We start from the raw sequence: 26283 nt of genomic DNA, 5'->3' as shown, positions 1-26283 counted from the left end.
TATGAAAAAACTCTCCAAAAAAATGCAGACGATCAATGCAAAAGTTGATCGCGAAAAACTGTACAGCATCGATGAAGCAATCAAGACGCTGAAAGGCCTCGCTTCGACTTCCAAATTTGACGAAACGCTGGATATCGTGATCAACCTCGGTGTTGATCCTCGCCATGCTGACCAGATGGTCCGCGGCGTGATCTCGCTGCCAGCCGGAACCGGCAAAACAGCGCGCGTTGCCGTCTTCGCCAAGGATGCGAAAGCAGACGAAGCCAAGGCAGCCGGTGCCGATACCGTTGGCGCTGAAGATCTGATGGAAGCCATGCAAGCCGGCGATCTCAACTATGATCGCGTTATCGCAACCCCTGACATGATGGGTGTTGTCGGTCGTCTCGGTAAGGTTCTTGGTCCCAAAGGCCTGATGCCAAACCCGAAACTTGGTACGGTGACCCCGAATGTCGCGCAAGCGGTCAAGGACGCCAAGGGCGGACAGATCGAATATCGCGTCGAAAAAGCCGGGATCATCCACAACGGCATCGGCAAGACCAGCTTCTCCGAAGCCGATCTGCGCAAGAATTTCGATGCACTGGTTACCACCGTGGTCAAGGCAAAGCCAGCTGGCGCCAAGGGCAAATATGTCCGCAAAATCGGTCTGAGCACAACCATGGGGCCAGGCCTCAAGATTGATCTCGGCGAGATTGAAGGCGCTTAATTGGTCACGCGTCGCCCGGGCGAAAGCCGGGATGACGTAACAAGCTGTTAGAAAAAGGCCGGGTGCAAGCCCGGCCTTTTTTCATGCCCCGGATATATGATAAGGACCGTTATGACGATATTGCAGATCAGCGCGGACCTATCCTACCGCCTCCCCGCGCCCTGCACGATATTGGTCCAGGTCGAAGCGGCCGCAACCGCCGACCAGATATTGACGAGCAGCGAAATGCTTGTCGGACCAACAGACAGCAAGTCCCTTGTCCCGGCCCATGACGGCGTCGGCACCCGGCTGTGGACCACGCAGCAGGAAAAGCTCGATATCTCATATGATGCGCTGGTGACAATCGACCGCGCCAATCCCGATTTTGCCACCCTGCCCGCGACCGCGTTGAATGACTTGCCCGGCCACGCCGTGCCTTATCTGTTCAACTCGCTCTATTGTTCGGTCAATGCTTTCGATCAGGTGGTGACCGGTGAATTTTCCGGTCTGAGCGGTGGCCCGCTAGTGGCGGCCATGGCCGCCTACATCGAACAGACCATGACCTACGGATCGGACGCGGACAACGTCCACAGCAACGCCGAGCAATGTTTTGCCGCGCGCAAGGGCGTGTGCCGCGACTATGCCCATATCATGATCAGCATGGCCCGCGCGGCCAATATCCCGGCGCGCTTCGCCAGCACCTATGCGCCCGATGTCCGGCCGCAGGATTTTCACGCCGTGCCGGAGGTGTTTCTCGATGGCCGCTGGCATCTGGTAGACCCCACCGGCATGGCGAAGGCGTCGGATATGGCCGTGATCGGCATCGGACGCGACGCCACCGACGTCTCTTTCCTCACCGCCTTCGGCAGCATGAATATGGTCGAGCAACGGGTAAGCGTAGCGCGCGCCTGAACCCCACGATCAATTTCCGGCTTTCAAACCGGAGCACTTTTCCGTTAGACTTGTCACCGACGCAATCCCCGGGAGAGAAATATGCACAAGGGTTCATGCCTCTGCGGCGCCATAAATATAGAAGTCGCTGGCGACCTGCCCGAAGCCGACGCCTGCCACTGCAGCCAGTGCCGCAAGCAGTCCGGCCATTACTGGGCGTCGATCGACGTGCCGACCAGCGTCGTGACGATCAGCGGCGAGGAGCATATCCGCTGGTATCAGTCGTCTGAAAAAGTCCGTCGCGGCTTCTGCGACACCTGCGGCGCCTTCCTGTTCTGGGACCCGATCCATCACGACAAGATCGCCATCGCCATGGGCTGTCTCGACCAGCCGACCGACACAAAAATCTGGAGTCATATCTTTGTCGGTGACAAGGGCGACTATTACGAGATCGAACCGGGGGTTTTGCAGCGCGACCAATAGCCCGTCGCCCGGGTACATATTTCTGAAATAATTGAGTCGCCGAACCTTCACATAATCAAAGCTCGCACGTCATTTATCCAGCCTATTGCCCCTGACCGAGGCGATGGGGATTAGCTGATTCTGCTCCGCATCGTTTGAACAAAAGCTTCAAATCCAAAGTCTGCGGAGACAAATCCATGTTGAATAAGCAATTCCGTTCTGTTCTTTTCGCCAGTGCAGCAGCGCTCGCGGTAAGTGCCTGTGGCGCCGATGATGTCGCATCGCCGGGTGAAGGCAATCTGGTTATCCTGCCGACGCCGGCTCCAACCCCCACACCGGCCCCGACGCCCACCCCGACGCCAGTAGCCGGAACGCCGGCGACCGATTGTCCGGTCGGTACAGCCAATGTCGGAACCATCACCACCGGCAATGGCGAACAGGCTCGCAACTGTCAGGTATCGGGCATCATTCAGGGTAATTTGGTTCTTCCCAAACGCGCCTCGACCGAGAACACTGTATATTCCCTGTCCGGCGGCGTTGAAGTCGGCGTTGACGGCGGCGCGCAGGGCATTTTGACAATCGAACCCGGTGTAACCATCTTTGGTTCTTCCGGCGGCGACTTCCTGCTCGTAAACCGCGGATCTCAGCTTTTTGCCGAAGGAACGGCATCTGCTCCGATCATCTTCACCTCACGCCAGAATATATTGGGTACAGCCGGTGTTGACAGCATCGGACAATGGGGCGGGATCGTTATTCTTGGCCGCGCACCTATTTCCGATTGTGCTACCGGCGGCGCATCCAACCCGGGCGGCGCTCGTGCCGATTGTGAAGCGATTGTCGAAGGACCTTCCAACGCGGTGTACGGCGGTACTCTGCCAACCGACAGCAGCGGCCGGATGTCCTATATGCAGGTTCGCTATCCCGGCTTTGAGGTTTCCCCGGGCAACGAGCTGAACGGCATCACGATGGCCGGTGTCGGCAGCGGAACCTTCTTCCAGAATATCCAGGTCCACAACAGTTCCGACGATGGCGTCGAATGGTTCGGCGGTCGGGTCAACGGCAAAAACCTGGCCTTTACCGGCATCGACGATGACTCGGTCGATTCGGACTCGGGCTATCAGGGCGCCAATCAGTTTGTGCTGGCGGTTCAGCGCGTTGGCGGCGGCGACCATGTCATGGAAGCCGATTCAAACGGCGACGAAGATGCCGAGCCACGCCAGCGCCATCTGCTCGCGAACGTCACTTTCGTTTCGAGCGGTCAGGATCATGTCATCCTTCTGCGCGGCGGTGGGGACTACGAGTTTTACAATAGCGTCTTCAACAGCGCCGCAGCGTGCATCGACATCGACAGCGCCACGACCATTCAGGCAGCGGGCGCAGCCGCGGACGAAAATGGTCCGCCGGTTTTCCAGTCGCTGTTCATGAGCTGTGCGACGTCATTTGTTGACGACGGGAATATCACGGTGGCGCAGATCCAGACGATTTTCAATGCCGGTACCAACAACACGGCAAGCGGAACGTCCACTCTGGCCAATGCTTCGGCGGCCTTCCCGTTCATCAACGGTGCCAATGAAAATGGCGTAACGCCTTTCGCCGCAAGCGGAGCCAGCGGCTTCTTTGAAGACGTCGCCTATATCGGCGCGGTCAAGGACGCGAATGATGCCCGTTTCAAGGGCTGGACATGCGGCCTCTACGCCAATGACTGCATTGTCGCTCCGACGATTGGCTAAATTCAAACTTCTACAGGGGATGGCGGCTCATTCGGGCCGTCATCCCGTTTTTTATTCATGACGAGGATCTGATCCGATGAAAATGCGCGCATCGCTTACCGCCAGCTTGATGTTGGGAACAATATTGGCCTCTCCGGCGGCCTATGCCCAGACTGTCAACGAGACAGAAAGTCTGGATGTTGAACGGCCAGGCGAGGAGGCAGTCGACATTTCGGCGCCCGGCAGCAGCGGAAATATGATCGTCGTGCGCGGCCAGTTCATACCCGATCCCGTCCGCGCCACGGCCGAGGTCGTATCGGTCCTCGGTGAAGCCGAAATTGCCCGCACGGCAGACGGCGATATCGCCGGATCATTGCAGCGGGTCACCGGTTTGAGCGTCGTCGGCGGGCGCTTTGTTTTTGTTCGCGGCCTTGGCGAACGCTATTCACTGGCGCTGCTGAACGGGCTTCCCCTTCCTTCTCCGGAACCGCTGCGCCGTGTTGTCCCGCTCGATCTCTTTCCGACCAGCGTCATTGCATCGACCGTCGTCCAGAAAAGCTATTCGGCCAATTATCCCGGTGAATTTGGCGGCGGGGTTATCAACCTGACCACCAAGGCCACGCCCGACGAGCCGTTTCTCAAATTCAGCACCAGTCTGAGCGGCGACAGCGAAACCACCGGCAAGCTCGGCTATACATATGATGGATCGGATACGGATATCATCGGCTATGATAGCGGCTTGCGTGATATTCCCGCCGGTCTCGCTCAGGCGATAAGCCAGAATATCCCGATCTCGGTCGGCACCGAATTCTCCAGTCAGGACCTGCAGAATTTTGCGGCCAGTCTGAACAATGCCGAAACCAACCTCATCCAGCGCAACACCGATATTCCGGCCAATTTCTCCGCCGAGCTGACCGGTGGTACGTCCTTTTACATGGGTGATGCCAATATCGGCGTCGTCGCCACAGCCGGCTTTGAAAACAGCTGGCGGACGCGCGGCGGCGTCCAGCAGACCTCCCAGGGCATTGTCAGTATCGACGGCAATCCCGGACTGCTTCCGGACCAGAATTTCAATTTTGTCACCACCGAAAACCGCATCGTCGTCAACGGTCTGCTCGGACTGTCGGCGGAAATCGGCGAGCATAAATTGCGCTTCACCAATCTCTATATTCACGACACTTCAAAAGAGGCTTCGATCAAAGCCGGTATCGACGCGATCAACGTGGACGAAGAAACATTGCTCAATCAGGGCCGCACCAGCTGGTTCGAACGCCAGCTTTTCACCTCGCAATTTGTCGGCGAATTTCAGTTTGGCGATTTCTCTCTCGACCTGCGCGGCGCCTACGCCAATTCCAAACGCAATGCGCCCTATCAGCGGTCCTACAGCTATGCCTTTGACGACCTGATCGCCAATGACTTCGTCAACGACCTGACCTCTCCCGGCGAATCAGCGCGGGTCCAGTTCAGCAATCTGAACGATGATGTCTATGGCGGCGGTATCGATTTCGGCTATGAAACCGATATCGGCATCCCGCTCAACCTGTCTGCCGGCTATGCTTATTATCTCAATGATCGTCAGGCAGAGCGGCGTGACTTCCGCTTCGTGCCCGCCAATGGCCTGCCCAATCCGATCGATCAGGAACGGATCGATTTCCTGTTGTCCGATTATAATGTGCTGACCCACGAAATCGAATTGCGCGAAGTCGCCGCCCAGTCATCGGTGCCCGCCTATGACGCAAAGCTGGAAATTCACGCGGGCTACGGACAGGTCGATGCCGAACTGGCTGACGGTCTGCGCCTTAATCTCGGCGTCCGCTACGAAGATGCGGACCAGAGCGTGACCCCGATCTTGCTGACCGGTGCTGGCGGAGCCGCCGTTCCGTCCGGCATAAGCAACGACTACTGGCTACCGGCCGGAACGCTGACATGGAATTTTGCCGATGATATGCAATTCCGTTTTGCCGCATCCAAAACCATTGCCCGGCCGCAATTCCGCGAACTGGCACCGCAGCAGTTTCTCGATCTCGATACCGACCGGACCTTCATCGGCAACCCGCTGCTGACCGACAGCGAACTGGTCAATATCGAAGGCCGGTTTGAATATTATCTTGGCGTGGGCGAGCGCATCACGTTGGCCGGATTCTACAAGGATATCGAAAATCCGATCGAGAATGTGGCCTTCGTCCAAGGTGGCGGAACGCTGTTCACCGGCTTTTCCAATGCACCGTCAGCGACCCTGGTCGGTGCGGAGATGGAACTGGTCAAATATTTCCCGCTCCATGATCTGGGCGGCAGCTTTTTCGAAGACCGCCGCTTGCTGCTCGCGGCAAATTACACCTACACCAAATCCGAAATCAAGGTCGGCGCGGACGATGTGGCGATCAGTCCGGTCACTTTGCTGCCAACCGCTGCCTCCAATCTGTTCGACGACGGCGATCGCCTGACGGGACAGTCTACCCATGTCGCCAACCTCCAATTCGGCATGGAACGCGAAGAAGGCGCGCTGTCCCAGCAAACGGTCCTGCTGACCTATAACAGCCCGCGCGTGACCGCTCGCGGGCCGCAGGACCAGCCTGACCTGGTGGAAAAAACCGGATGGCGGCTGGATCTGGTGCTGCGCGAGGAAATGAATATCGCCGGTCAGGACTTCGAACTGAAATTCGAAGCGCGAAATGTCCTGGGTACGGACTATCGCGAATCCCAGACATTGGGCGACACGCAGATTCTGAACAATGCCTATGCCGTGGGGACCCGCTTCTCGATGAGTATCGGCCTGAACTTCTAGGTTCCGGCATCGTCGGTCGGGAACATGTCATTATTGTAATTTTTATGTCACGCGGGAGTCCCTCACCCTTCACGAAGCCATCGTAACCATAACATCCAGAATGCTTTGGGCATGATTTGCGGACGGAACAGGGAATGAAAATCTCACGGGGAACAGAGCGCGGCGCGATCCACGACACAGATGCGTCCGCTCGATCGATCATGGATGATTTCTCGCGGGCCGGGCCGGAAACCACGCTTCCGGTTACCGACATATCTTATGACTTTGCCCGTAGCCGCGGTGTCTTGCTGAAAGAGGTGCTCGGCGAACGGCTGGTTGTTGCATTGCACGAGCATGCCGATCCGGCGTCTCTTCTGGCGGTCAGCCGCCATTTGACCTTGCCTCTCGATGTTGAGCTGGTGGACGGACCGGCTTTTGAAAAGCTGCTGTCTGACCATTATGCTCAGGATGCACGCTTACCGGAATTACCGGATAACCATGATGGCGCGACCATCAATGACATCATGATCGATGCCGGAGACCTCCGCGAAACCCGGAGACAGCAACCCGGTATCCGGCTGATCTACGCTATCATCGCCGAAGCCTCCCGCCAGGGGGCCTCCGACATTCACATCAAGCTGTTTGAAACCGAGTTGATCGTCAGAATGCGCGTCGACGGCCGACTGCTCGAGAAGCTGAAAATGCCCGCGCATTTTGCCGCCGATATCGTGCAGCAGATCAAACAGATGGCGCGACTGGACATGGCCGGAGAGCCTATCCCGCAAGACGGTCGTATCAGCCTCACCCTCGACGGGAAAGCGCTCGACGTGAGGGTATCTACACTGCCCAATGCAGCGAACGAATATATCATCCTGAACATCCTCGATGAAGAAGCTTCAAGAATAGCGCTCGACCTGCCCGGACTGTCCGGCGAAAGCCTAGCGATTCTGACAGACGCGCTATCGGCCCCCGACGGTATCATATTGGTCGCCGGGCATGCCGGCTCGGGCAAGACAACAACTTTATATGCCTGCATCAGGCAGCTCAACGATGGTCGGCATAATATTCTCACGGTCGAAAATCCGATCGAATATGCCATTGAAACGATCAGCCAGACGGAAATCAAGGCCGCGCCTGAGCCTGCATATGCGCAAGGGTTGCAGGCCGTGCTGCGGCAGGATCCCGATGTCGTCATGGTGGGAGAAATCCGTGATCGGGAAACGCTGGATATCGTGGTGCAATCCGCGCAAAACGGCCAGCTCATATTGTCCACCATCGACAGCAATGACGCGGTCGGCGCGATCAGCAAATTGCTCGGGATGAAAGGCAATCCGTTCAACCTCGCCTCCACCATCCGCGCCGTCGTCGCCCAGCGTCTGGTCCGCAGGCTTTGCGAATATTGCCGCCAGCCGATCCAGGCCGACGGCTCGCTCGCTTCGCTATTGGGATTCGATCGCGGGACCGTGGTGTTCCGGGCAACCGGCTGCGCGAAATGCCATCATTCCGGTTTCCAGGGCCATATCGGCGTGTTCGAGGCGATCCGCATCGACGATACCATCCGCAAACTTGTCAATGACGGCGGCGACGAAGGCCGCATTGCCGCGCACGCCTTCCTGCAGAACAGATCGCTTGCATCCTCCGCCCGCCTGATGGTCCGCGAAGGCATCACCACGGCAGAAGAAGGCATCAGAATTTCACGATAGGGTAAAACGGCACTGCAGGATGGATAGAAGACCGCCATTTACCCCCCCCCCCTTGACATCACGGCCATTCCCGTTAATGGCTCCCCTACAAATTGCGGTTCCGTCAAAAGAATCACAATTTCCGTCCGAGACAGCGGGTGAGGGTAATTTGACCCTCTTAATTTCCAGCCTAGACGGGGATCAGTTTTTTCGTGTGGAGACACACGGGTACGCAGCTAGCGTTTTTCACGCGGCAGAACGGCCAAAACCCCCCTTCGGATTATACAGGATTGATTTCGGTCAGTCCTTTCGCTCGTCATCCCTTTGTCGGGATGACGGTTACTAGAATTGGATTGCGCCTCAAAACGCAGTCCACGTGAAGGAGCAAAATATGGATCGTGGTCAAAAGACCGAAGCGGTTGTCGCTCTGAACGCTATTTTCAAAGACGCCGGTGTTGTCGTGGTAACACGCAACCTAGGCCTGACTGTTGCGCAATCAACCGCGCTTCGGACGAAAATGCGGGACGAAGGCGCTAGCTTCAAAGTCTCTAAAAACCGCCTTGCCAAGCTGGCTCTGGAAGGAACCGACTATGCCCCGATAGCTGATATGCTAACGGGTCCGGTCGCGCTCGCAACATCGGATGATCCGGTGGCGGCTGCTAAAATCGCAGTCGAATTTGCAAAAACCAATGATCGTCTTGAGATCGTTGGCGGCGCAATGGGCGATACCCTTCTTGACGAAGCGGGCATCAAATCACTGGCATCCATGCCTTCGCTTGACGAACTGCGCGGAACGATTGTTGGACTGCTTCAGGCACCAGCAACCAAAATCGCACGGGTTCTTGTCGAGCCGGCAACCAGTGTTGCACGCGTACTCAGCGCTTATGCTGCTACGGGTGAATGAATTTTAACCGAATAAACTGATTAGAAATCTGGAGTTATAAAATGGCTGATATTGCTAAACTTGTTGAAGAACTTTCGAAACTCACCGTCATGGAAGCGGCTGAACTGTCCAAGGCACTGGAAGAAGAGTGGGGCGTTTCTGCTGCCGCTGCTGTCGCAGTTGCTGGTCCAGCGGCTGCCGCTGGCGAAGCTGCTGAAGAGCAGACCGAATTTGACGTAATCCTGACCGGCGACGGCGGCAAGAAAATCCAGGTCATCAAAGAAGTCCGTGCGATCACCGCTCTCGGCCTCACCGATGCCAAAGCTCTTGTTGAAGGCGCTCCTAAGCCAATCAAGGAAGGCGTTAACAAAGCCGAAGCAGAAGAAATCAAAGCGAAGATCGAAGCTGCCGGCGGTACCGTCGAACTCAAATAAGCCTGACGGTTTATTGAAAAATCAGGGGGTGGTTTCCGGTTCGGAAGCCGCCCCTTTTTTATGGCAGCTGACTTGAAGGCCGCGCGCCTCGCCTGCTCGTGGCCCGAACTGCAAAAGCAGGATGATTGACATGATCGGGCCGCTGCGCGACTAGGACGGTTCGTGTTTCCGGGGGACAATATGACCGACAATCAGGACCTGATCGATCTCGTGCGGACAATTCCGGACTATCCCAAGCCGGGCATCCAGTTTCGCGATGTATCGACGCTGCTGCTCGACGGCCCCGCCTTTCGCCAGACCATCGACCGGATGATTGCCCTGGTCGACCCGAACAGCTTCGATCTGATCGCCGGGATAGAGGCCCGCGGTTTCATCGTGTCGGCGGCGATGTCGTATGCTCTGGAAAAGGGCAAGATCATGCTGCGCAAGCCGGGCAAATTGCCGGGCAAATCGGTGAGCATCGACTATGCGCTGGAATATGGAACCGACAGAATCGAAATGCACGTCGACGCGATCCTGCCCGGCCAACGGGTGCTGCTGGTCGATGACCTGATCGCTACGGGCGGGACGGCCATGGCCGGCGTCGAACTGCTCCGTAGTCAGGGCGCCATAGTCGACCAGGCATTGTTCATCGTCGACCTGCCCGATCTCGGCGGAGCACAGAAGCTGATCGCAGCGGGGGTAAAGTCGACGGCATTGATGGGTTTTGCCGGTGATTGAACATATCGCCATCATTACCGGTGTGCAGGACGAGGCAGATGCCTTTCTGCGCGATCATCCGGTGACAAGGATCGACAGTCCGCTGGGCGAGGTCCGCCAGCTCGAACATGCAGGAAAGCGGGTTTCAATCCTCTGCTCCGGCATTGGCAAGGTGCACGCCGGAGCCGCCGCTCTCTATATGCACAGCCACTTCCGCCCCGACCTGTTTCTGGTGATCGGCACCGCCGGTCATGTCAGCAGCCGTCAGGGAGACTGTTTCTATCTCGGCGAATCCCTGCAAGCCGACTATGGCACGCTCGAAAGGTTCGGCGAGCATGACGGCTTCACCCATTATAACGCTGGCGCCTGGCCGATTGGCCCTTCTGACTGGAAGCCGTTTATTTCCCATTCCATGCCGGCGGCCCTTGCCTTGCCACAGGCGCGGATCGCGACCGCCGACTGTTTTGTGAAATGCCCCGACCGCTCGGGCTATTTGCGCGATGTTCTGAAAGCCGATCTGGTCGACATGGAAACCGCGGCCGTCGCCCAGATTGCGGCACTGCTCGATATCCCGTGGGCCGGGATCAAAGCGGTAACCGACGGCGCCGACGGCAACAGCTCCGGCGACTTTCATGCCAATCTCGAGCGCGCCGCAAACCGCGCCGCCGATGAAGCAGCGCGGTTCATTGCATTGCTATGATTGCATTTGACAAGTCACCGCCATCTTAGCCATGAAACAGACGGTCGCTCAATAATCGGAGCCATACGACATGCCAATCGTTGAACTTGTCGTCAGAAAAATTCTACATTTTATGCCTATATTGTTCGGGTTTCTGTTCTTCGGGCCACTTTTTGCGCAGATTCTGGACAAAATCGGTTGGCAACAACCGCTCGGCCTGTCGACCCTGGCTCTGGGACTGATCGTCGGCGGCACCTGGGGCATAGTTGCCTTTTTCAGGGGCAGCTGGATTTGGGCCAGACCATGACGGAAGCGGAATTGCGCAAACAGGAACGGATGATCGCCCGCAAATATGCCGATCGCTTTCCGTGGGAAGTGGTGGTCTGGGGCTTGGGCAATCTGTTGATCTGGTTGTCGCTCTGGCCCCTGGTTTTTCTGGACATATTGCCGCTGTGGATTGCCTTTCCGATTGCCTGTGTCAACGTGATGGCCTGTTTTCTACCCGCGCATGAAGCGGTGCACGGCATGATTGCCCGACCCGGCCAGAGGCTGCGCTGGCTGAACGAACTGGTCGGCCATCTCAGCCTGTTGCCGATGGCCATGCCCTATCGCATCCAGAAACTGACCCATCTGGAGCATCACAAACATGTCAATCATCCGGAAAATGATCCTGACATCACCACGCGATCCAAAGGTCCATGGGACGCGATCTGGCAAAGCTTTGTCCAGAGACAACGCGGCAAGGGCGGCGTGCTGCGCGGCTATGGCTATATATTGGAAAAAATTGGACGATCCGATGTGCTGGTCGACGGCGCGCTCTATCAGCTGACCTTCTTCGCTTCGCTATTCGCACTGGCATGGAACGGCTATGCGATAGAGGCGGCCCTGCTCTGGTGGGCACCGCGCCATATCGGCATCGCCTATATCCAGTTTTTCTTCAGCTGGGCCCCGCATCACCCAGCGGTCAAACAGGGGCGCTATGACAATGCCAAATTCTTCAAAAGCCGGGTCGGCAATATCGCCTCGATGGGCATGCAATATCACCTGATCCACCACCTCCACCCGTTCATCCCGCTAACCGACACGCCCAAAGCCTTCCGCGAGTTGCGACCGATATTGGAGGCAAGAGGTTGCCGGTTTGAGGGAGATTTGAAATGAACGATGCAATCAGGGGAAGCTGCCTGTGCGGCGGCATCACCTTTTCAATTCGCGGACAACTGGGGCCAATCGGTCAATGCCATTGCTCCAAATGCCGGAAAGTGTCCGGCACGGATGGCAACGCGGTCATGCATACCCGGCACGAAAATTTCTCGTGGGATAGCGGCGAGCAGCTGATCGAAACATATTTCCCAGACGATGACAAAGGATGGCACTCAACCTTCTGCCGCAAATGCGGGAGTCCTCTCCCATTAAAGGGAGAGGCAAGTGATCTATATTTCGTGCCGGCCGGACTGCTGGACGATGATTCCGGTCATCGCGGCTATGTTGGCCATATATTCGTCGGCTCCAAGGCGCCGTGGGTGACAATCACCGACGACAGTCCGCAATTCTCGGAAAATATTGGCTCCAGCCGGCTCGACAACAAGCAGCCCTAGCTCGCTACCCAATTACCGTGAAACCCGGGAGGGATGCGGTGCGGCAGATGGATTACCGCTTGCGGCTCGCCGAGGAAATCATCAGCGTTGAGAATTTGCAGCTCGGTTTTTTCCTGACCGGCGTCAATCACGAGGCCGATCAGCCAGCCTTCGTCCTCTGCCGCATCCGGGGAGCGCGGCACAAAGATAAATTCCCCCGGATGGCGGCCAGCACCGAAATCGCGCACCAGCTTGTCGCCGCTTTGCAGATCATGTTTGAACAATTCGGTGCCCGCCATGTCGAGCTCGTCTGGCAGGCCGGCAAGCGCGATATCATAGATATAGCGATAGGGTTTTGAAGTCTGCCGTTCGTCGTAGCGCGGGAATTCCTGCGCCCTGTCATCAATGACCTTGCGACTGACCTTCTTGGCCACCGGATCGACGGTCCAGCGTTCCAGCCGCGACCACTCGCCGCCCGGACCAAAGGTCGTCCGCGCATAAGTGCTTTCGTGCACAACGACGTCGACGATCACGCTGCCGTCATCGGTTTCGTATGCATTCGCCGGATGATAGACATAGCAGGGATCGACGTCGCACCACACGGTATCGACACCCGATCCGTCACGCGGGCAAAGCCCGACGCGGGCGCCATGAGCGGGATTCCAGTCGTAGGGAAAGGCAAAACCGCCCAGCATCCGCTTCATCGAGAAGGTCGCGGGAAGGTCAAAGACCAGCACATAATTTTCGGTAATCTGGCATTCGTGGATCGACGGGCCATCCTTGACCGCAATCGGCTCCTCCCGTTTCACCTTGCCGTCGGCACCAAGCACGACGTGCCAGACCTTGTCCATGACCGGCGCATCATAGCAGATGGCATGCATCTCGCCGGTTTTGGGATCGAGATGCGGGTGAGCGGAGAAGGCGTTAACCAAAGTACCGTCGAAGGGATTATGTTTCACCGTTTCCAGATCGTCGGTCAACTCGACCGGGAAGCCCCCAGCCTCGACAATCGCAAATGTCTTGCCGGCGATGCTGACGATATTGGTATTGGCGGTATCGGTGCGGGGCTTGCGGGTGCCGGGCTTGCGCGGCTCGCCCAGCGCATCGCTGACAGCATTGCTGCGGATCCAGCGGTTGCGATACCATTTTGCCTGACCGTTCTGGATGCGAATGCCATGGGCCATGCCATCGCCGGTAAACCAGTGGTAGCTGGCTTCATCGGGCGCGGTTACCGGATTGGGACCGATGCGCAGATAGCGTCCGTCAAGTTGTGCGGGAATTTCGCCATCAACCTTTAGATCAGCCAGTGTGACTTCTTCGGTCATCGGCTTGTGCACACCATTCAGATAAGGGTGACCGCCGGACGGTGCCTTCATCCGCTTGCGATTGTAATTGGAGACTGCACCCAGGACGGGCGTGACGGCGGCGCGGAGGGTTTTTTCGATTACAGAAGCCATGGATAATTCCTTCTAGTTGAAACGGATATCGGCGATCGTGGCGAATGCCATTGCCAGCAATATGACACCGCCGGGATGCGGCCGGCGCAGCGCGGCGATATTGGCGACCCCGGACAGCGCGAAAATGATGACGGCGACGATCGGCAGCAGATCGCTGCCGGATTGCAGGCGGTTGAGCAGCACCGCTATGCCGAGCCCGGCCCAGGCCAGCGAAGGGATGTGGAAAACCGCCCGGATAATGTCGCGCATCGCCCGCGCGGCGAGCAGACCGGTCGTCCGTTCGCGATAAAGCGGCCCGAGTATGACCAGTTCGCCGAGCACCGAATGGGCAATCGCGACGATCACTCCAAGCAGCGCAGCGATGGTTGCATAAATCGGCATTGATGAAGCTTCCTTCCGCCTTGGCAAATCGACTCGCGATGTTTATGCTGTTAACATGACAAGCAATGATAACAGTGTCAACATAAGAGTTGCAGCAAGCAAAACATGCTTCCAAATCTTCCAATGTCAGGCCTTCCGGTGAACGCACCCTATCATCATGGCGACCTGCGCGCGGCGGCGCTGCAAATGGGGATGGAACGGCTGGAAAGTCAGGAGCAACCCGACCTTGGATTGCGCGCCCTTGCCCGCGATCTCGGCGTCTCGGCAACCGCACTTTACCGACATTTCCCCAACAAGGATGCCTTGCTCGATGCACTGGCACTGGAAGGCCTCAACCGGCTGGGCCGGAGCCAGGCAGAAGCGGCCACGAAAGCCGGCGGCGGCCGCGACGGGTTCGCCGAAGTTGGCGTTACCTATGTCAAATGGGCGGTCGAAAACCCCGCCTTGCTGCGGCTGGTCTACAATCGCGTCGGCCAGGTCGATCTCGCCACCGACGATCCTTCAGCCATGGGAGAAGCCTTCTTCCAGCTCCGCACCGGCATTGCCGCGACCATGCCGGACGAAATGTCGAAAGACCAACGCGCCGCCGCTGCGCTCCACGCATGGTCCCTGGTCCACGGGCTGGCGATGCTGATTCTCGATGGCCAGGTGGTCTATGATCCGGCGATGGTACGCAAGGTGGTGCTGATGACGGATTTCCGAGACTGCTGACCCTTCGCGCAACCGACCAGACTTGGCCCGACTGTACTTAACCCGCCTTTTACCCGCTTCTGCTAGCTTTACCCTGCTACAGAATATGCGGGATTGAAAACACAAAACATGCGGGATCTCTTCACCAGAAGCGATAGGCGGGGAAAGCTCTTTACCGGAGTCATTCTCGGCCTGATCAGCATGCTTGCCGCGCTGGAGCTCGCGCTCGCCGACCGCAAATATGGATTGTTTACCGGCGGCTTTGGCCAGTCGCAAGCCAACGATACATTCACCGAACGAGCCATCTTCCTTGTCGGCTATATCTCTTCCATGGCCATGCTGGTCATCGGTACATGGTGGATCATCGTCCGGCTGTTCCGCAGCAAAAGGTCCTGGCCACCGCTGTTCTTTCTGGCGACCATCGTCGGCGGAACCTATATCCTGCTGCTCGCCCTGACCTTCCAGCTGCATCAATATTTCAGCGACACGATGAGCTTTGCGCTGATGGCCAATCTCGGCGGCGGCAGCCTGACCGACGCCCTGCTTTTCGCCTCCAACGAAATCTTCCTCGGCATCGCCGCGCTGATATTCGGCCTGCTCGCCTATATTTATATATTTCGCCTGCTGTCCCGCAAATTCCCGGTCCGCGCCAATGAGCCCCAATGGCGAGCCCAGGGACGCCTTTTCATCGCGCTATTCGGCTCCACCCTGCTCCTCGCAATCGCGGTACCGTCGGCTTCTGCAGACGTGCAAAATGGCCTGAACCGCACGCTTGCCCGGGGCCTGTTTACCCAGGGAGCCAACAAACTGACCGACTTTGACAATGATGGCTACGGCTGGATATCCAGCATGCCGGACCGGCATCCGTTCAACAGCGCCCGCTATCCGTTGGCGCTGGATATTCCGGGAAATGGCATCGACGAGGATGGCTACGGCGGCGATCTGCAACTGGCTCCGATGGCGCCGCAACCGCCAGTCACATTGATATCGGGGAAACGCCCCCACCTCGTCCTGATTGTCATGGAGAGCGCACGATATGATGTGATCGGCAAGCGGATCAACGGCAAGCCGGTGGCGCCCAATCTTGAAGCCATTGCCAAATCCGGTAGCCTCATCTCCCCGGCATTCAGCCATGTCGGCTTTACCACTGCATCGCTCAAGTCGCTGTTTGGCGGAGCGCTACAACCGGCAAAGGGATCTCCCTCGCTATTCCGCGAACTCAAATCCAGCGGCTATGAAATTGCTGTTTTTTCCGGCCAGCCAGAAGATTTCGGGGATATTTCAAAGACCGTAGGCATGCGCGACAACGCCGATATCTTCTTCGACGGTGACAGGTTGAAACATCTCCGCGCCTTCAGCAACGGCGCGCAAGGTTCGATCCTGATCGACGAGATACATCTGCTGAAAGCCTTTGCGGACGAATATCAGCAGCCATCCAAATGGAAGCAGCCGCAATTTCTCTATTTCAATTTCCAGTCACCGCATTTCCCCTATTTCCACGAGGGAATGCCGCTCGGCTTGACCGACAGGCCCCTGCCCCGGTCCGAGATCAACGCCGGCAATCGGGAGCAATTGCAGCAGACCTACTGGAATGCGGTCCAATATTCGGATCAGCAGCTCGACGAGCTGGTGTCCCGGCTGAAGCGGGATGGCGTGTGGGACGATAGCGTGGTTGTCGTGACCGGCGATCACGGTGAAGATCTGTTTGAGGAGGGTTTTCTGGGCCACGGCCACAATATCAATATCCGCCAGAACGGCACATTTCTCGTCACCAACCGCTTGGGTGTCGCTGCCAACGGCCCGATTGGCATGAGCGACTATCGCGCCATCATATTGTCGTTGCTCAAGGATGAGAAACCGGACATCCCTGCAAAGCCGGTGCTGATGACGGTCGGCGATCTCGAACGGCCCACGCAAATCGGCATCGCTGAAGGCGCTTCGAATATTACATCCTTGCGGCTCGACACCGGCGAGGCCTGCATGGTCGAGAAAGGCCGCTGCGCCAATGCGAGCAGCTTGGATGGAGACTTCAAGGATCGCGTGGACCGGCTGATCCGGATCTGGGGATCGGCAAGATGGCAGAACCGGGCGAAGCCGACGCGCGAGTAAACGCCAGCCGCGCAATCGGATGTCTTCAGCAGAAAGGATCGCCGACACGCCCCCTTGACCGAAAGCGGGTACATCCCTATATCCCGCGCTCACCACAGATTTCGAGACAGGGCGTGCAGTCGCGCGGCGCGCCAGAAGAAATGAAATTTGCACGGTTTTCAGGACGCTAAAAAGCTGCAGTTTCCCGCTTTGGGGAACATGCGGCTTTTGTCGTCTTGATGCGTCTCCACATTTTGATTTTCCGCCGGTTTTCCGGCGATGGCGAGAAGGCAAAACTATATGGCTACCCAAGCAGCTTCGGTCAAAACGACGGCTCCGACCCCCACCCGCAAGAAGCGTATTCGCAAAATCTTCGGCGATATCCACGAAGTCATCGAGATGCCGAATCTCATCGAAGTTCAGCGCGAATCATATGAACAGTTTTTGCGCTCGGACGCTTCGATCGGATATGTCTCTGGCCTCGAAAAGACGCTGCGCAGCGTTTTCCCGATCCGCGATTTTGCCGGCACCGCCGAAATGGACTTCGTCAACTACCAGCTCGAAGATCCCAAATATAATGTCGAAGAATGCCGCCAGCGGGGCATCACCTATGCCGCGCCGATGAAGGTAACCCTTCGCCTGATCGTGTTCGAGGTCGACCCCGAAACAGAAGCACGCTCGGTTCTCGATATCAAAGAGCAAGACGTTTATATGGGCGACATGCCTTTGATGACCAAGAACGGCACGTTCGTCATCAACGGTACAGAGCGCGTCATTGTCAGCCAGATGCACCGTTCGCCCGGTGTCCTGTTTGACCATGACCGTGGCAAGACCCACTCTTCCGGCAAATTCCTCTTCGCCGCCCGCGTCATTCCGTACCGCGGCAGCTGGCTCGACTTTGAATTTGACGCGAAAGACATCGTCAACGTCCGTATCGATCGCAAACGCAAGCTGCCGGTGACCGCATTGCTGCGTTCGCTGGGTGACGCGATCCTGGAAGTTAAAGAAAAGAAGCCTGATTTCAAAGTCGGCGAGATGGTCCGCGTAGCGGGCATGAAGCAGCCAGCGGAAATTCTCGAAGTCGAAGGCAACCTGATCACCATCCGTGAACCAATGGGTGCGATCGACGTGCAGGGCAAGATCGAAGACGAAGGCCGCACCAAGAGCGCCCAGCTCGTCAAGATCGTCAAGCAGGGCTATTCGGAAGAAGATATCCTCAACCTGTTTTACGAGCGCATCGTTTACAAGCGCGCGAAAGACGGCTGGACCATTCCTTTCGTTGCCGAGCAATGGCGCGGCATCAAGCCGACTTTCGACATCGTCGACGCGCAGAGCGGCGAAGTTGTCTTTGAAGCGGCGACCAAGATCACTCCTCGCGCCGCGAAAAAGGCCGAATCCGATGGCATGCAGAACATCGTAATTCCGACCGAGGAAATCTTCGGCCGTTACAGCGCCTTTGATCTGATCAATGAAAAAACCGGCGAGATTTACATCGAAGCCGGTGACGAAGTGACCGCAGAAAATCTTGAAAAGATCGACAATGCCGGCATCGATGCGCTCGAATTGCTCGACATCGACCATGTCACAACCGGTCCGTGGATCCGCAACACGCTGAAGGTCGACAAGGCCGAAGATCGTGATGGCGCCCTGTCCGACATTTACCGCGTCATGCGCCCTGGTGAACCACCAACGCGCGAAACCGCTGAAGCCTTGTTCGAAGGCCTGTTCTTCGACCCAGAGCGCTATGACCTCAGTGCCGTGGGCCGTGTCAAACTCAACATGCGTCTCGAACTGGATGCGCCTGCTGATTATACAATCCTGCGCAAGGAAGACATTCTCGCGGTTGTCAAAACCCTCGTCGATCTGAAAGACGGCAAGGGCGAAGTCGATGATATCGACAATCTCGGCAACCGTCGTGTCCGTTCCGTTGGCGAATTGCTGGAAAACCAGTATCGCGTCGGTCTCCTCCGCATGGAGCGCGCCGTCAAGGAGCGTATGAGCAGCGTAGACGTATCCACCGTGATGCCGAACGACCTGATCAATGCGAAGCCTGCCGTTGCAACGGTTCGCGAATTCTTCGGCTCCTCGCAGCTGTCGCAATTTATGGATCAGACCAATCCGCTTTCGGAAGTCACCCATAAACGCCGCGTCTCAGCATTGGGCCCCGGTGGTCTGACCCGTGAACGCGCCGGCTTTGAAGTCCGCGACGTTCACCCGACCCATTATGGCCGTATCTGCCCGATTGAAACGCCTGAAGGCCCGAACATTGGTCTGATCAACTCGCTCGCTTCGTTCAGCCGCGTCAATCAATATGGTTTCATCGAAACGCCATATCGGAAAGTCGTCGACAATAAAGTGACCGACGATGTTGTCTATCTCTCCGCGATGGAAGAGCAGAAGCACACCGTGGCTCAGGCAAACGCCGAACTCACCGAAGACGGCAGCTTTGTGGAGGAAATCGTTTCCTCTCGTCAGGCTGGCGAATTCCTGATGGCGCCACGCGATATCATCACGCTGATGGACGTTAGTCCGAAGCAGCTGGTGTCGGTTGCCGCCTCGCTTATTCCATTCCTGGAAAATGATGACGCCAACCGCGCGCTCATGGGATCGAACATGCAACGTCAGGCTGTGCCTCTGGTGAAAGCCGAAGCACCGTTTGTCGGCACCGGCATGGAAGAAACCGTGGCCCGCGATTCTGGCGCTGCCATTGCTGCGAAACGCTCCGGTATTGTCGATCAGGTGGACGCCACCCGTATCGTCATCCGCGCATCCGACGCAGTGGAAGCTGGAAAATCCGGCGTGGACATTTACACGCTGCAGAAATTCCAGCGTTCCAACCAGAACACCTGCATCAACCAGCGTCCGCTGGTGAAGGTCGGCGAAATCGTCCAGCAGGGCGACACGATTGCCGACGGTCCATCCACGGACATGGGTGAATTGGCGCTCGGCAAGAACAGCCTCGTCGCCTTCATGCCCTGGAATGGCTACAACTACGAGGATAGTATCCTCATCTCCGAACGGATCGTGAAAGACGACGTCTTCACATCGATCCATATCGAAGAATTTGAAGTCATGGCTCGCGACACCAAGCTTGGCCCTGAAGACATCACCCGTGATATTCCCAATGTCGGTGAGGAAGCGCTTCGCAACCTCGACGAAGCAGGCATTGTCTATATCGGCGCTGAAATTGAACCGGGCGATATTCTCGTCGGCAAGATCACGCCAAAGGGCGAAAGTCCGATGACGCCGGAAGAAAAGCTTCTGCGCGCCATCTTCGGTGAAAAAGCCTCCGACGTTCGCGACACATCTTTGCGTCTGCATCCCGGTGTTGCCGGTACGGTTGTCGAAGTTCGTGTGTTCAACCGTCACGGCATCGACAAGGACGAACGCGCTCTGGCGATCGAACGCGAAGAAATTGGCCGGTTTACCAAGGATCGCGACGACGAACGCGCCATCCTCAACCGGGCAACCTTCAACACGTTGAAAGACATGCTGATCGGCCAGACCGCTACTTCCGCGCCGAAGCCTATGAAGAAGGGTGCTGAAATCACCGAGGAAAGCCTCTCCGAACTGGAGCAGGTCGACTGGTGGAAGATTGCAGTCAAGGACGATCAGGTTCAGTCCGATTTCGAAGCTACCCGTCAACAATATGACGAAGCGATCAAGCTGATCAACGAACGGTTCGAAGACCGTCGCGAGAAGCTCGAACGCGGTGACGAACTCGCACCGGGCGTGTTGAAGATGGTCAAAGTCTTTGTCGCGGTGAAGCGCAAGCTGCAACCAGGTGACAAAATGGCTGGTCGTCACGGCAACAAGGGGGTTATCTCCCGCATCCTGCCACAGGAAGACATGCCGTTCCTCGAAGACGGTACACCGGTTGACATCGTGCTCAATCCACTGGGTGTGCCTTCGCGAATGAACGTCGGACAGATTTTCGAAACCCACTTGGGCTGGGCCGCACGTGGTCTGGGCCAACAGGTTACCGAAGCTCTCGAAGAATGGCGCCTCGCCAATCCCGACCCCAAGGCGGCACCACCGCCGGATGCGGTCAAGGAACGGCTCAAGGTCATTTACGGCGAACAATATCATGCCGATATCGATAGCCGTGATACAGCCGAGATCGTCGAAATGGTCGGCCATCTTCGCCACGGTATCCCGATGGGTACGCCGGTATTTGACGGTGCGCACGAAAGCGATATTTCCGACATGCTCGAACTGGCAGGTCTGGATCGTAGCGGTCAGGTCAATCTTTATGATGGCCGGACAGGCGACAAGTTCGATCGCAAGGTGACCGTGGGCTATATTTACATGCTCAAGCTTCACCATCTGGTCGACGACAAGATCCACGCTCGTTCGATTGGCCCTTACAGCCTTGTCACGCAGCAACCTCTCGGCGGTAAAGCGCAGTTTGGTGGACAGCGTTTCGGGGAAATGGAAGTCTGGGCATTGCAGGCATATGGCGCGGCTTACACGTTGCAGGAAATGTTGACGGTCAAGTCTGATGACGTGATCGGCCGGACCAAGGTTTACGAAGCGATCGTCAAGGGTGACGATACGTTCGAAGCCGGCGTACCGGAAAGCTTCAACGTTCTGGTCAAGGAAATGCGGTCGCTCGGCCTCAACATCCAGCTCTCCAGCTTTGGTGACGATGATGATGAGACGGACGATGGAATTGCGATAGCGGCGGAGTGAAGCACTAGCGTCACGCCACGCAGCATTTCAAATTTGGGGCGAACGCCCAAGAGGAATTAAGTCATGAATCAAGTATCAAATTTCGCAAATCCGATCGCCAAGGTGGAAACATTTGACCAGATCCAGATCGGTCTTGCATCGCCAGAGCGCATCCGCAGCTGGTCTTTTGGTGAAATCAAGAAACCGGAAACCATCAACTACCGGACGTTCAAGCCGGAACGTGACGGCCTGTTCTGCGCGCGTATCTTTGGTCCGGTAAAGGATTACGAATGCCTGTGCGGCAAGTACAAACGCATGAAATATAAGGGCATTGTCTGCGAAAAATGCGGTGTAGAAGTCACGGTGACCAAGGTTCGCCGGGAACGCATGGGTCATATCGACCTTGCTGCCCCTGTCGCGCATATCTGGTTCCTGAAATCCCTGCCATCGCGCATCGGCCTGCTGCTCGACATGCAGCTCAAGCAGCTCGAGCGCGTGCTCTATTTCGAAAGCTATGTGGTTATCGAGCCCGGGCTGACGGCTCTGGAAAAATTCCAGCTGCTGACCGAAGACGAAATGCTCGAAGCGCAGGATGAATATGGCGAAGACGCTTTCTCTGCCGGTATCGGCGCAGAAGCGGTCAAGATCATGCTTCAGGACCTCGATCTGAAGCAGGAACGCGACGATCTGATGGAAGATCTGCGGACGACCAAGTCGACCCTGAAACCCAAGAAGATCATCAAACGCCTGAAAGTGGTCGAAAGTTTTATCGATTCCGGCAACAAGCCGGAATGGATGATCCTCGAAATCATTCCAGTAATTCCACCAGAGCTGCGCCCGCTGGTGCCTCTGGATGGTGGCCGTTTCGCGACCTCCGATCTCAACGATCTCTATCGCCGCGTGATCAACCGGAACAACCGTCTGAAGCGCCTGATGGAATTGCGCGCACCAGACATCATCGTCCGTAACGAGAAGCGTATGCTTCAGGAATCGGTCGATGCATTGTTCGACAATGGCCGTCGTGGCCGGACCATCACCGGTGCCAACAAGCGTCCGCTGAAATCCCTGTCCGACATGCTCAAGGGTAAACAGGGCCGTTTCCGTCAGAACCTTCTCGGTAAACGCGTCGATTATTCCGGCCGTTCGGTTATCGTAACCGGTCCCGAGCTGAAATTGCATCAATGCGGTTTGCCGAAGAAAATGGCCCTGGAACTGTTCAAGCCGTTCATCTACGCGCGCCTTGATGCCAAGGGCCTTTCGATGACGCTCAAGCAGGCCAAGAAATGGGTCGAAAAAGAGCGCAAGGAAGTCTGGGACATTCTCGAAGAAGTTATCCGCGAGCATCCCGTGATGCTGAACCGCGCTCCAACGCTTCACCGTCTCGGCATCCAGGCGTTCGAACCGGTATTGATCGAAGGTAAGGCTATCCAGCTTCACCCGCTGGTCTGCTCCGCCTTCAACGCCGACTTTGACGGTGACCAAATGGCGGTCCACGTTCCACTGAGCCTCGAGGCCCAGCTGGAAGCACGTGTCCTGATGATGTCGACCAACAACATCCTCTCGCCAGCAAACGGCAAACCGATCATCGTTCCTTCGCAGGATATGGTTCTCGGCATCTATTATCTGACAATGGATCGCAAGGGCGAGCCTGGCGAAGGCATGTTGCTCGCCGATATGGCCGAAGTGCATCAGGCACTGGAAATCGGTGCGGTGACCTTGCACTCGAAGATCACCACCCGGGTTCCGCAAACCGACGAGGACGGCAAGCCGATTCTCAAACGTTTCGAAACCACGCCGGGCCGGTTGCTGATTGCCGAATGTCTGCCGAAATCGCACCTGGTGCCGTTCGACATCGTCAACCGCTTGCTGACCAAGAAAGAAGTCGGCGACGTGATTGACCAAGTCTATCGTCACACCGGTCAGAAAGACACGGTCCTGTTCGCCGATGCGATCATGGGTCTTGGCTTCCGTCACGCTTGCCGTGCCGGTATTTCCTTCGGCAAGGATGACATGATCATTCCTGACTCCAAGGATGCTACCGTCGCTGCAACACGCGAACAGGTTGCTGACTATGAGCAGCAATATCAAGACGGTCTGATCACCCAGCAGGAAAAATACAACAAGGTGATCGACGCATGGTCCCGCTGTGGTGACACGGTTGCGAACGCGATGATGGACGAGCTGGCCGCGACGCCAGAGGACGAACATGGCCGCGAGCGCGAGATCAACGCGATCTACATGATGAGCCACTCCGGTGCGCGTGGTTCGCCAGCACAGATGAAACAGCTCGGCGGTATGCGTGGTCTGATGGCGAAACCTTCGGGCGAGATTATTGAAACACCGATTATCTCGAACTTTAAGGAAGGCCTGACGGTTCTCGAATATTTCAACTCCACCCACGGTGCCCGTAAGGGTCTCGCGGATACGGCGTTGAAAACGGCCAACTCGGGTTATCTGACCCGTCGTCTGGTTGACGTTTCGCAAGATTGCACGATTGTCGAAGAAGATTGCGGCACCGAAAATGCGCTGGAGATGAAAGCCATCGTCCAGGGCGGTTCGGTTATCGCATCGCTTGGCGAACGTATCCTCGGCCGGACCATGGCCGAAGATATTGTCGACAGCAAAGACGACAGCGTTGTGATCAAATCCGGCACGTTGCTGGACGAAGCAGCCATCGTCGTGATCGAAGAGCTCGGCATCCAGTCCGCGCGCATTCGTTCGCCGCTGGTTTGCGAATCCAAGATGGGCGTCTGCGGCACCTGCTACGGTCGTGATCTTGCTCGCGGTACACCGGTAAATATCGGTGAAGCTGTTGGCGTTATCGCGGCTCAGTCGATCGGTGAGCCAGGCACGCAGCTAACGATGCGTACCTTCCACATCGGCGGCGCGGCACAGCTCAACGAGCAGTCCAATCTGGAATCGGTGGCAGAAGGTAAGGTCGAATATCGCGACATGCCGGTCATCGAAGACAAGAACGGACGCTTCCTGTCGCTGGCGCGTAGCGGTATCATCGCCGTGATCGACAATGACGGTCGCGAACGGTCTGCCGATAAGGTGCCTTATGGTACCAGCGTGCTGATCAAGGACGGCGCGAAGGTTCACCTCGGCGATCGTCTCGCCGAATGGGACCCGTTCACCATGCCGATGATTACCGAAAAACCGGGTGTCATCAAATATCAGGACGTCATCGAAGGCAAGACGATGACCGAACAGACCGATGAAGCCACCGGTATCGCACAGCGTGTGATCATGGAATATCGGGCTTCTGGTCGCGGCGCGAACAAGGAAGACCTTCGTCCGCGGATGACCTTGCTGGATGAAAACAGCGGTGAAACCGGTCGTTATATGCTCGCAAACGGCGCTACGCTTTCGGTCGAAGATGGCCAGAAGGTTGTCGCTGGTGACGTGCTGGCACGTGTCTCTCGCGAAGCTGCGAAGACCCGCGACATTACGGGTGGTCTGCCACGTGTGGCCGAACTTTTCGAAGCGCGCATTCCGAAGGATAACTCGATCATCGCGAAAATCGATGGCCGGATTGAATTCGTCCGCGACTATAAAGCGAAGCGCAAGATCGCGATCGTTCCTGAAGAAGGCGAACCAGTCGAATATCTGGTGCCGAAGACGAAAGTCATCGACGTACAGGAAGGCGATTTCGTCAAGAAGGGCGACAATCTGGTCTCCGGTTCTCCGGATCCGCATGATATTCTTGAAGTTCTCGGGGTTGAGGCCTTGGCCGAATATCTCGTTTCGGAAATTCAGGAAGTCTATCGTCTGCAGGGCGTGAAAATCAACGACAAGCACATTGAAACGATCGTTCGTCAGATGCTGCAGAAAGTTGAAATCACCAATGGCGGCGATACCACGCTTCTTCCGGGCGAGCAGATCGATCTTGAAGAGATGCTGGAATATAATGCGAAGCTGACCAAGAAGCAGGAACCTGCTGCCGGTAAGCCAGTGCTCCTCGGTATCACCAAGGCGAGCTTGCAGACCCGCAGCTTCATCTCTGCCGCTTCTTTCCAGGAAACCACCCGGGTGCTTACCCAGGCGGCTGTCGAGGGCAAGAAGGATCAGCTGATCGGTCTCAAGGAAAACGTGATCGTTGGCCGTTTGATCCCGGCTGGTACCGGAGCGGGCATGAACCGTGCACGCATCGCCGCAACCAGCCGTGATGCGGCATTGCGGGCACAACAGCAGAAAATGCTCGACGCAATGCAGGCTGCAGCCGATCTGAAAGCGGAAGAAGTAGCAAATGCTGCGGCTTCTGCCCCGGCTCCTGCTGCCGAAGCCGAGCCAACCGCTGCTGACGTGTTCGGCGAGACACCGGTCGAGGAAGCCCTGATTGCTGCGGATAGTTCCGAAGAACAGCATGCGGCCGAACTGGCGCAAGGTGAGGAAGCTGCTACGGGCGATTCACATATGGCAAAAACCATGGGTGAAGGCATCGAAGAGAGCGACACCGAAGCGGCTCAGTCCGACGAAGACAAGGAAGAATAGACCTTCCCGCCCTTTCAACCGGTTTAAAAAAAGCCCCGCTGGA

19 protein-coding genes are annotated in these 26283 nt (G+C 56.9%); 17 read left to right on the top strand and 2 right to left on the bottom strand.

Translation table 11 applies throughout. The features are described 5' to 3' along the window. The first annotated feature begins 1 nt into the window (after position 1). The 13 genes from rplA (at position 2) to AACZ86_RS02020 (ending at position 12480) form a co-directional block, all read left to right on the top strand. The gene (gene rplA, locus AACZ86_RS02080; protein WP_339689005.1) at positions 2-703 is read left to right on the top strand and encodes a 50S ribosomal protein L1; all 702 of its coding nucleotides are present in this window, start codon (positions 2-4) and stop codon (positions 701-703) included. 111 nt (positions 704-814) lie between these two features. Next, a complete protein-coding gene (locus AACZ86_RS02075) occupies positions 815-1594 on the top strand; it encodes a transglutaminase family protein (RefSeq protein WP_339689003.1) in 780 nt (259 codons plus the stop codon). An 81-nt stretch (positions 1595-1675) separates the two neighbouring features. Beyond that, positions 1676-2056: a GFA family protein gene (locus AACZ86_RS02070; protein ID WP_339689001.1), complete on the top strand. Its 381-nt coding sequence runs from the start codon at positions 1676-1678 to the stop codon at positions 2054-2056. A gap of 176 nt (positions 2057-2232) precedes the next feature. Continuing rightward, complete coding sequence (locus AACZ86_RS02065; RefSeq protein WP_339689000.1) at positions 2233-3765, top strand: hypothetical protein; 1533 nt, start codon at positions 2233-2235, stop codon at positions 3763-3765. Positions 3766-3841: 76 nt separating this feature from the next. Beyond that, on the top strand, positions 3842-6529 hold the full coding sequence (locus tag AACZ86_RS02060; RefSeq protein WP_339688999.1) for a TonB-dependent receptor: 2688 nt from the start codon (positions 3842-3844) through the stop codon (positions 6527-6529). A 200-nt stretch (positions 6530-6729) separates the two neighbouring features. Beyond that, positions 6730-8211 carry a GspE/PulE family protein gene (locus tag AACZ86_RS02055; RefSeq protein WP_339689370.1) on the top strand — a complete coding sequence of 494 codons (1482 nt, stop codon included), beginning with the start codon at positions 6730-6732 and terminating at the stop codon, positions 8209-8211. Between the two features lie 370 nt (positions 8212-8581). Then, positions 8582-9094, top strand: coding sequence for a 50S ribosomal protein L10 (rplJ, locus tag AACZ86_RS02050; RefSeq protein ID WP_339688997.1), 513 nt, complete (start codon positions 8582-8584; stop codon positions 9092-9094). A 41-nt stretch (positions 9095-9135) separates the two neighbouring features. Beyond that, complete coding sequence (gene rplL, locus AACZ86_RS02045) at positions 9136-9507, top strand: 50S ribosomal protein L7/L12 (RefSeq protein WP_339688995.1); 372 nt, start codon at positions 9136-9138, stop codon at positions 9505-9507. Between the two features lie 180 nt (positions 9508-9687). Further along, complete coding sequence (locus AACZ86_RS02040) at positions 9688-10227, top strand: adenine phosphoribosyltransferase (protein ID WP_339688994.1); 540 nt, start codon at positions 9688-9690, stop codon at positions 10225-10227. Further along, a complete protein-coding gene (locus AACZ86_RS02035; protein ID WP_339688993.1) occupies positions 10220-10906 on the top strand; it encodes a 5'-methylthioadenosine/S-adenosylhomocysteine nucleosidase in 687 nt (228 codons plus the stop codon). The genes AACZ86_RS02040 and AACZ86_RS02035 overlap by 8 nt, the downstream gene beginning before the upstream one ends. 112 nt (positions 10907-11018) lie before the next feature. Then, the gene (locus tag AACZ86_RS02030; RefSeq protein WP_339688992.1) at positions 11019-11192 is read left to right on the top strand and encodes a hypothetical protein; all 174 of its coding nucleotides are present in this window, start codon (positions 11019-11021) and stop codon (positions 11190-11192) included. Next, a complete protein-coding gene (locus AACZ86_RS02025) occupies positions 11189-12043 on the top strand; it encodes a fatty acid desaturase (RefSeq protein WP_339688990.1) in 855 nt (284 codons plus the stop codon). Before AACZ86_RS02030 ends, AACZ86_RS02025 begins: the two co-directional genes overlap by 4 nt. Continuing rightward, the gene (locus AACZ86_RS02020) at positions 12040-12480 is read left to right on the top strand and encodes a GFA family protein (RefSeq protein ID WP_339688989.1); all 441 of its coding nucleotides are present in this window, start codon (positions 12040-12042) and stop codon (positions 12478-12480) included. Before AACZ86_RS02025 ends, AACZ86_RS02020 begins: the two co-directional genes overlap by 4 nt. On the opposite strand, the gene AACZ86_RS02015 is transcribed toward AACZ86_RS02020, so the two are convergent. Both AACZ86_RS02015 and AACZ86_RS02010 read right to left on the bottom strand, forming a co-directional pair. Beyond that, positions 12477-13916 carry a carotenoid oxygenase family protein gene (locus AACZ86_RS02015; protein ID WP_339688988.1) on the bottom strand — a complete coding sequence of 480 codons (1440 nt, stop codon included), beginning with the start codon at positions 13914-13916 and terminating at the stop codon, positions 12477-12479. The genes AACZ86_RS02020 and AACZ86_RS02015 overlap by 4 nt on opposite strands. A 12-nt stretch (positions 13917-13928) precedes the next feature. Then, complete coding sequence (locus AACZ86_RS02010; RefSeq protein WP_339688986.1) at positions 13929-14297, bottom strand: hypothetical protein; 369 nt, start codon at positions 14295-14297, stop codon at positions 13929-13931. Between the two features lie 138 nt (positions 14298-14435). Here AACZ86_RS02010 and AACZ86_RS02005 point away from each other — a divergent pair, with 138 nt between their 5' ends. From AACZ86_RS02005 to rpoC, 4 genes are all read left to right on the top strand, one after another. Next, positions 14436-15008: a TetR/AcrR family transcriptional regulator gene (locus AACZ86_RS02005; RefSeq protein ID WP_339688985.1), complete on the top strand. Its 573-nt coding sequence runs from the start codon at positions 14436-14438 to the stop codon at positions 15006-15008. 108 nt (positions 15009-15116) lie between these two features. Beyond that, positions 15117-17096 carry a sulfatase-like hydrolase/transferase gene (locus tag AACZ86_RS02000; RefSeq protein ID WP_339688984.1) on the top strand — a complete coding sequence of 660 codons (1980 nt, stop codon included), beginning with the start codon at positions 15117-15119 and terminating at the stop codon, positions 17094-17096. Between the two features lie 258 nt (positions 17097-17354). Next, on the top strand, positions 17355-21767 hold the full coding sequence (gene rpoB / locus AACZ86_RS01995) for a DNA-directed RNA polymerase subunit beta (RefSeq protein WP_339688982.1): 4413 nt from the start codon (positions 17355-17357) through the stop codon (positions 21765-21767). 63 nt (positions 21768-21830) lie between these two features. Continuing rightward, positions 21831-26240 carry a DNA-directed RNA polymerase subunit beta' gene (gene rpoC, locus AACZ86_RS01990; protein ID WP_339688981.1) on the top strand — a complete coding sequence of 1470 codons (4410 nt, stop codon included), beginning with the start codon at positions 21831-21833 and terminating at the stop codon, positions 26238-26240. The last annotated feature ends 43 nt before the right edge of the window (positions 26241-26283 follow it).

This window comes from uncultured Parasphingorhabdus sp. (genome assembly GCF_963975735.1).
Taxonomy (GTDB): domain Bacteria; phylum Pseudomonadota; class Alphaproteobacteria; order Sphingomonadales; family Sphingomonadaceae; genus Parasphingorhabdus.
This window is presented reverse-complemented; position numbering and strand designations above follow the sequence as displayed.

What these genes read in the sequence shown, in the direction of transcription:
- AACZ86_RS02065 (WP_339689000.1), top strand. Translation starts at nt 2,233, where the DNA reads ATGTTGAATAAGCAATTCCGTTCTGTTCTTTTCGCCAGTGCAGCAGCG.
- AACZ86_RS02000 (WP_339688984.1), top strand. Translation starts at nt 15,117, where the DNA reads ATGCGGGATCTCTTCACCAGAAGCGATAGGCGGGGAAAGCTCTTTACC.
- rpoB (WP_339688982.1), top strand. Translation starts at nt 17,355, where the DNA reads ATGGCGAGAAGGCAAAACTATATGGCTACCCAAGCAGCTTCGGTCAAA.
- AACZ86_RS02055 (WP_339689370.1), top strand. Translation starts at nt 6,730, where the DNA reads ATGGATGATTTCTCGCGGGCCGGGCCGGAAACCACGCTTCCGGTTACC.
- AACZ86_RS02020 (WP_339688989.1), top strand. Translation starts at nt 12,040, where the DNA reads ATGAACGATGCAATCAGGGGAAGCTGCCTGTGCGGCGGCATCACCTTT.
- AACZ86_RS02025 (WP_339688990.1), top strand. Translation starts at nt 11,189, where the DNA reads ATGACGGAAGCGGAATTGCGCAAACAGGAACGGATGATCGCCCGCAAA.
- rplA (WP_339689005.1), top strand. Translation starts at nt 2, where the DNA reads ATGAAAAAACTCTCCAAAAAAATGCAGACGATCAATGCAAAAGTTGAT.
- AACZ86_RS02060 (WP_339688999.1), top strand. Translation starts at nt 3,842, where the DNA reads ATGAAAATGCGCGCATCGCTTACCGCCAGCTTGATGTTGGGAACAATA.
- AACZ86_RS02040 (WP_339688994.1), top strand. Translation starts at nt 9,688, where the DNA reads ATGACCGACAATCAGGACCTGATCGATCTCGTGCGGACAATTCCGGAC.
- AACZ86_RS02030 (WP_339688992.1), top strand. Translation starts at nt 11,019, where the DNA reads ATGCCTATATTGTTCGGGTTTCTGTTCTTCGGGCCACTTTTTGCGCAG.
- AACZ86_RS02070 (WP_339689001.1), top strand. Translation starts at nt 1,676, where the DNA reads ATGCACAAGGGTTCATGCCTCTGCGGCGCCATAAATATAGAAGTCGCT.
- AACZ86_RS02015 (WP_339688988.1), bottom strand. Translation starts at nt 13,916, where the DNA reads ATGGCTTCTGTAATCGAAAAAACCCTCCGCGCCGCCGTCACGCCCGTC.
- rpoC (WP_339688981.1), top strand. Translation starts at nt 21,831, where the DNA reads ATGAATCAAGTATCAAATTTCGCAAATCCGATCGCCAAGGTGGAAACA.
- rplL (WP_339688995.1), top strand. Translation starts at nt 9,136, where the DNA reads ATGGCTGATATTGCTAAACTTGTTGAAGAACTTTCGAAACTCACCGTC.
- AACZ86_RS02075 (WP_339689003.1), top strand. Translation starts at nt 815, where the DNA reads ATGACGATATTGCAGATCAGCGCGGACCTATCCTACCGCCTCCCCGCG.
- rplJ (WP_339688997.1), top strand. Translation starts at nt 8,582, where the DNA reads ATGGATCGTGGTCAAAAGACCGAAGCGGTTGTCGCTCTGAACGCTATT.
- AACZ86_RS02010 (WP_339688986.1), bottom strand. Translation starts at nt 14,297, where the DNA reads ATGCCGATTTATGCAACCATCGCTGCGCTGCTTGGAGTGATCGTCGCG.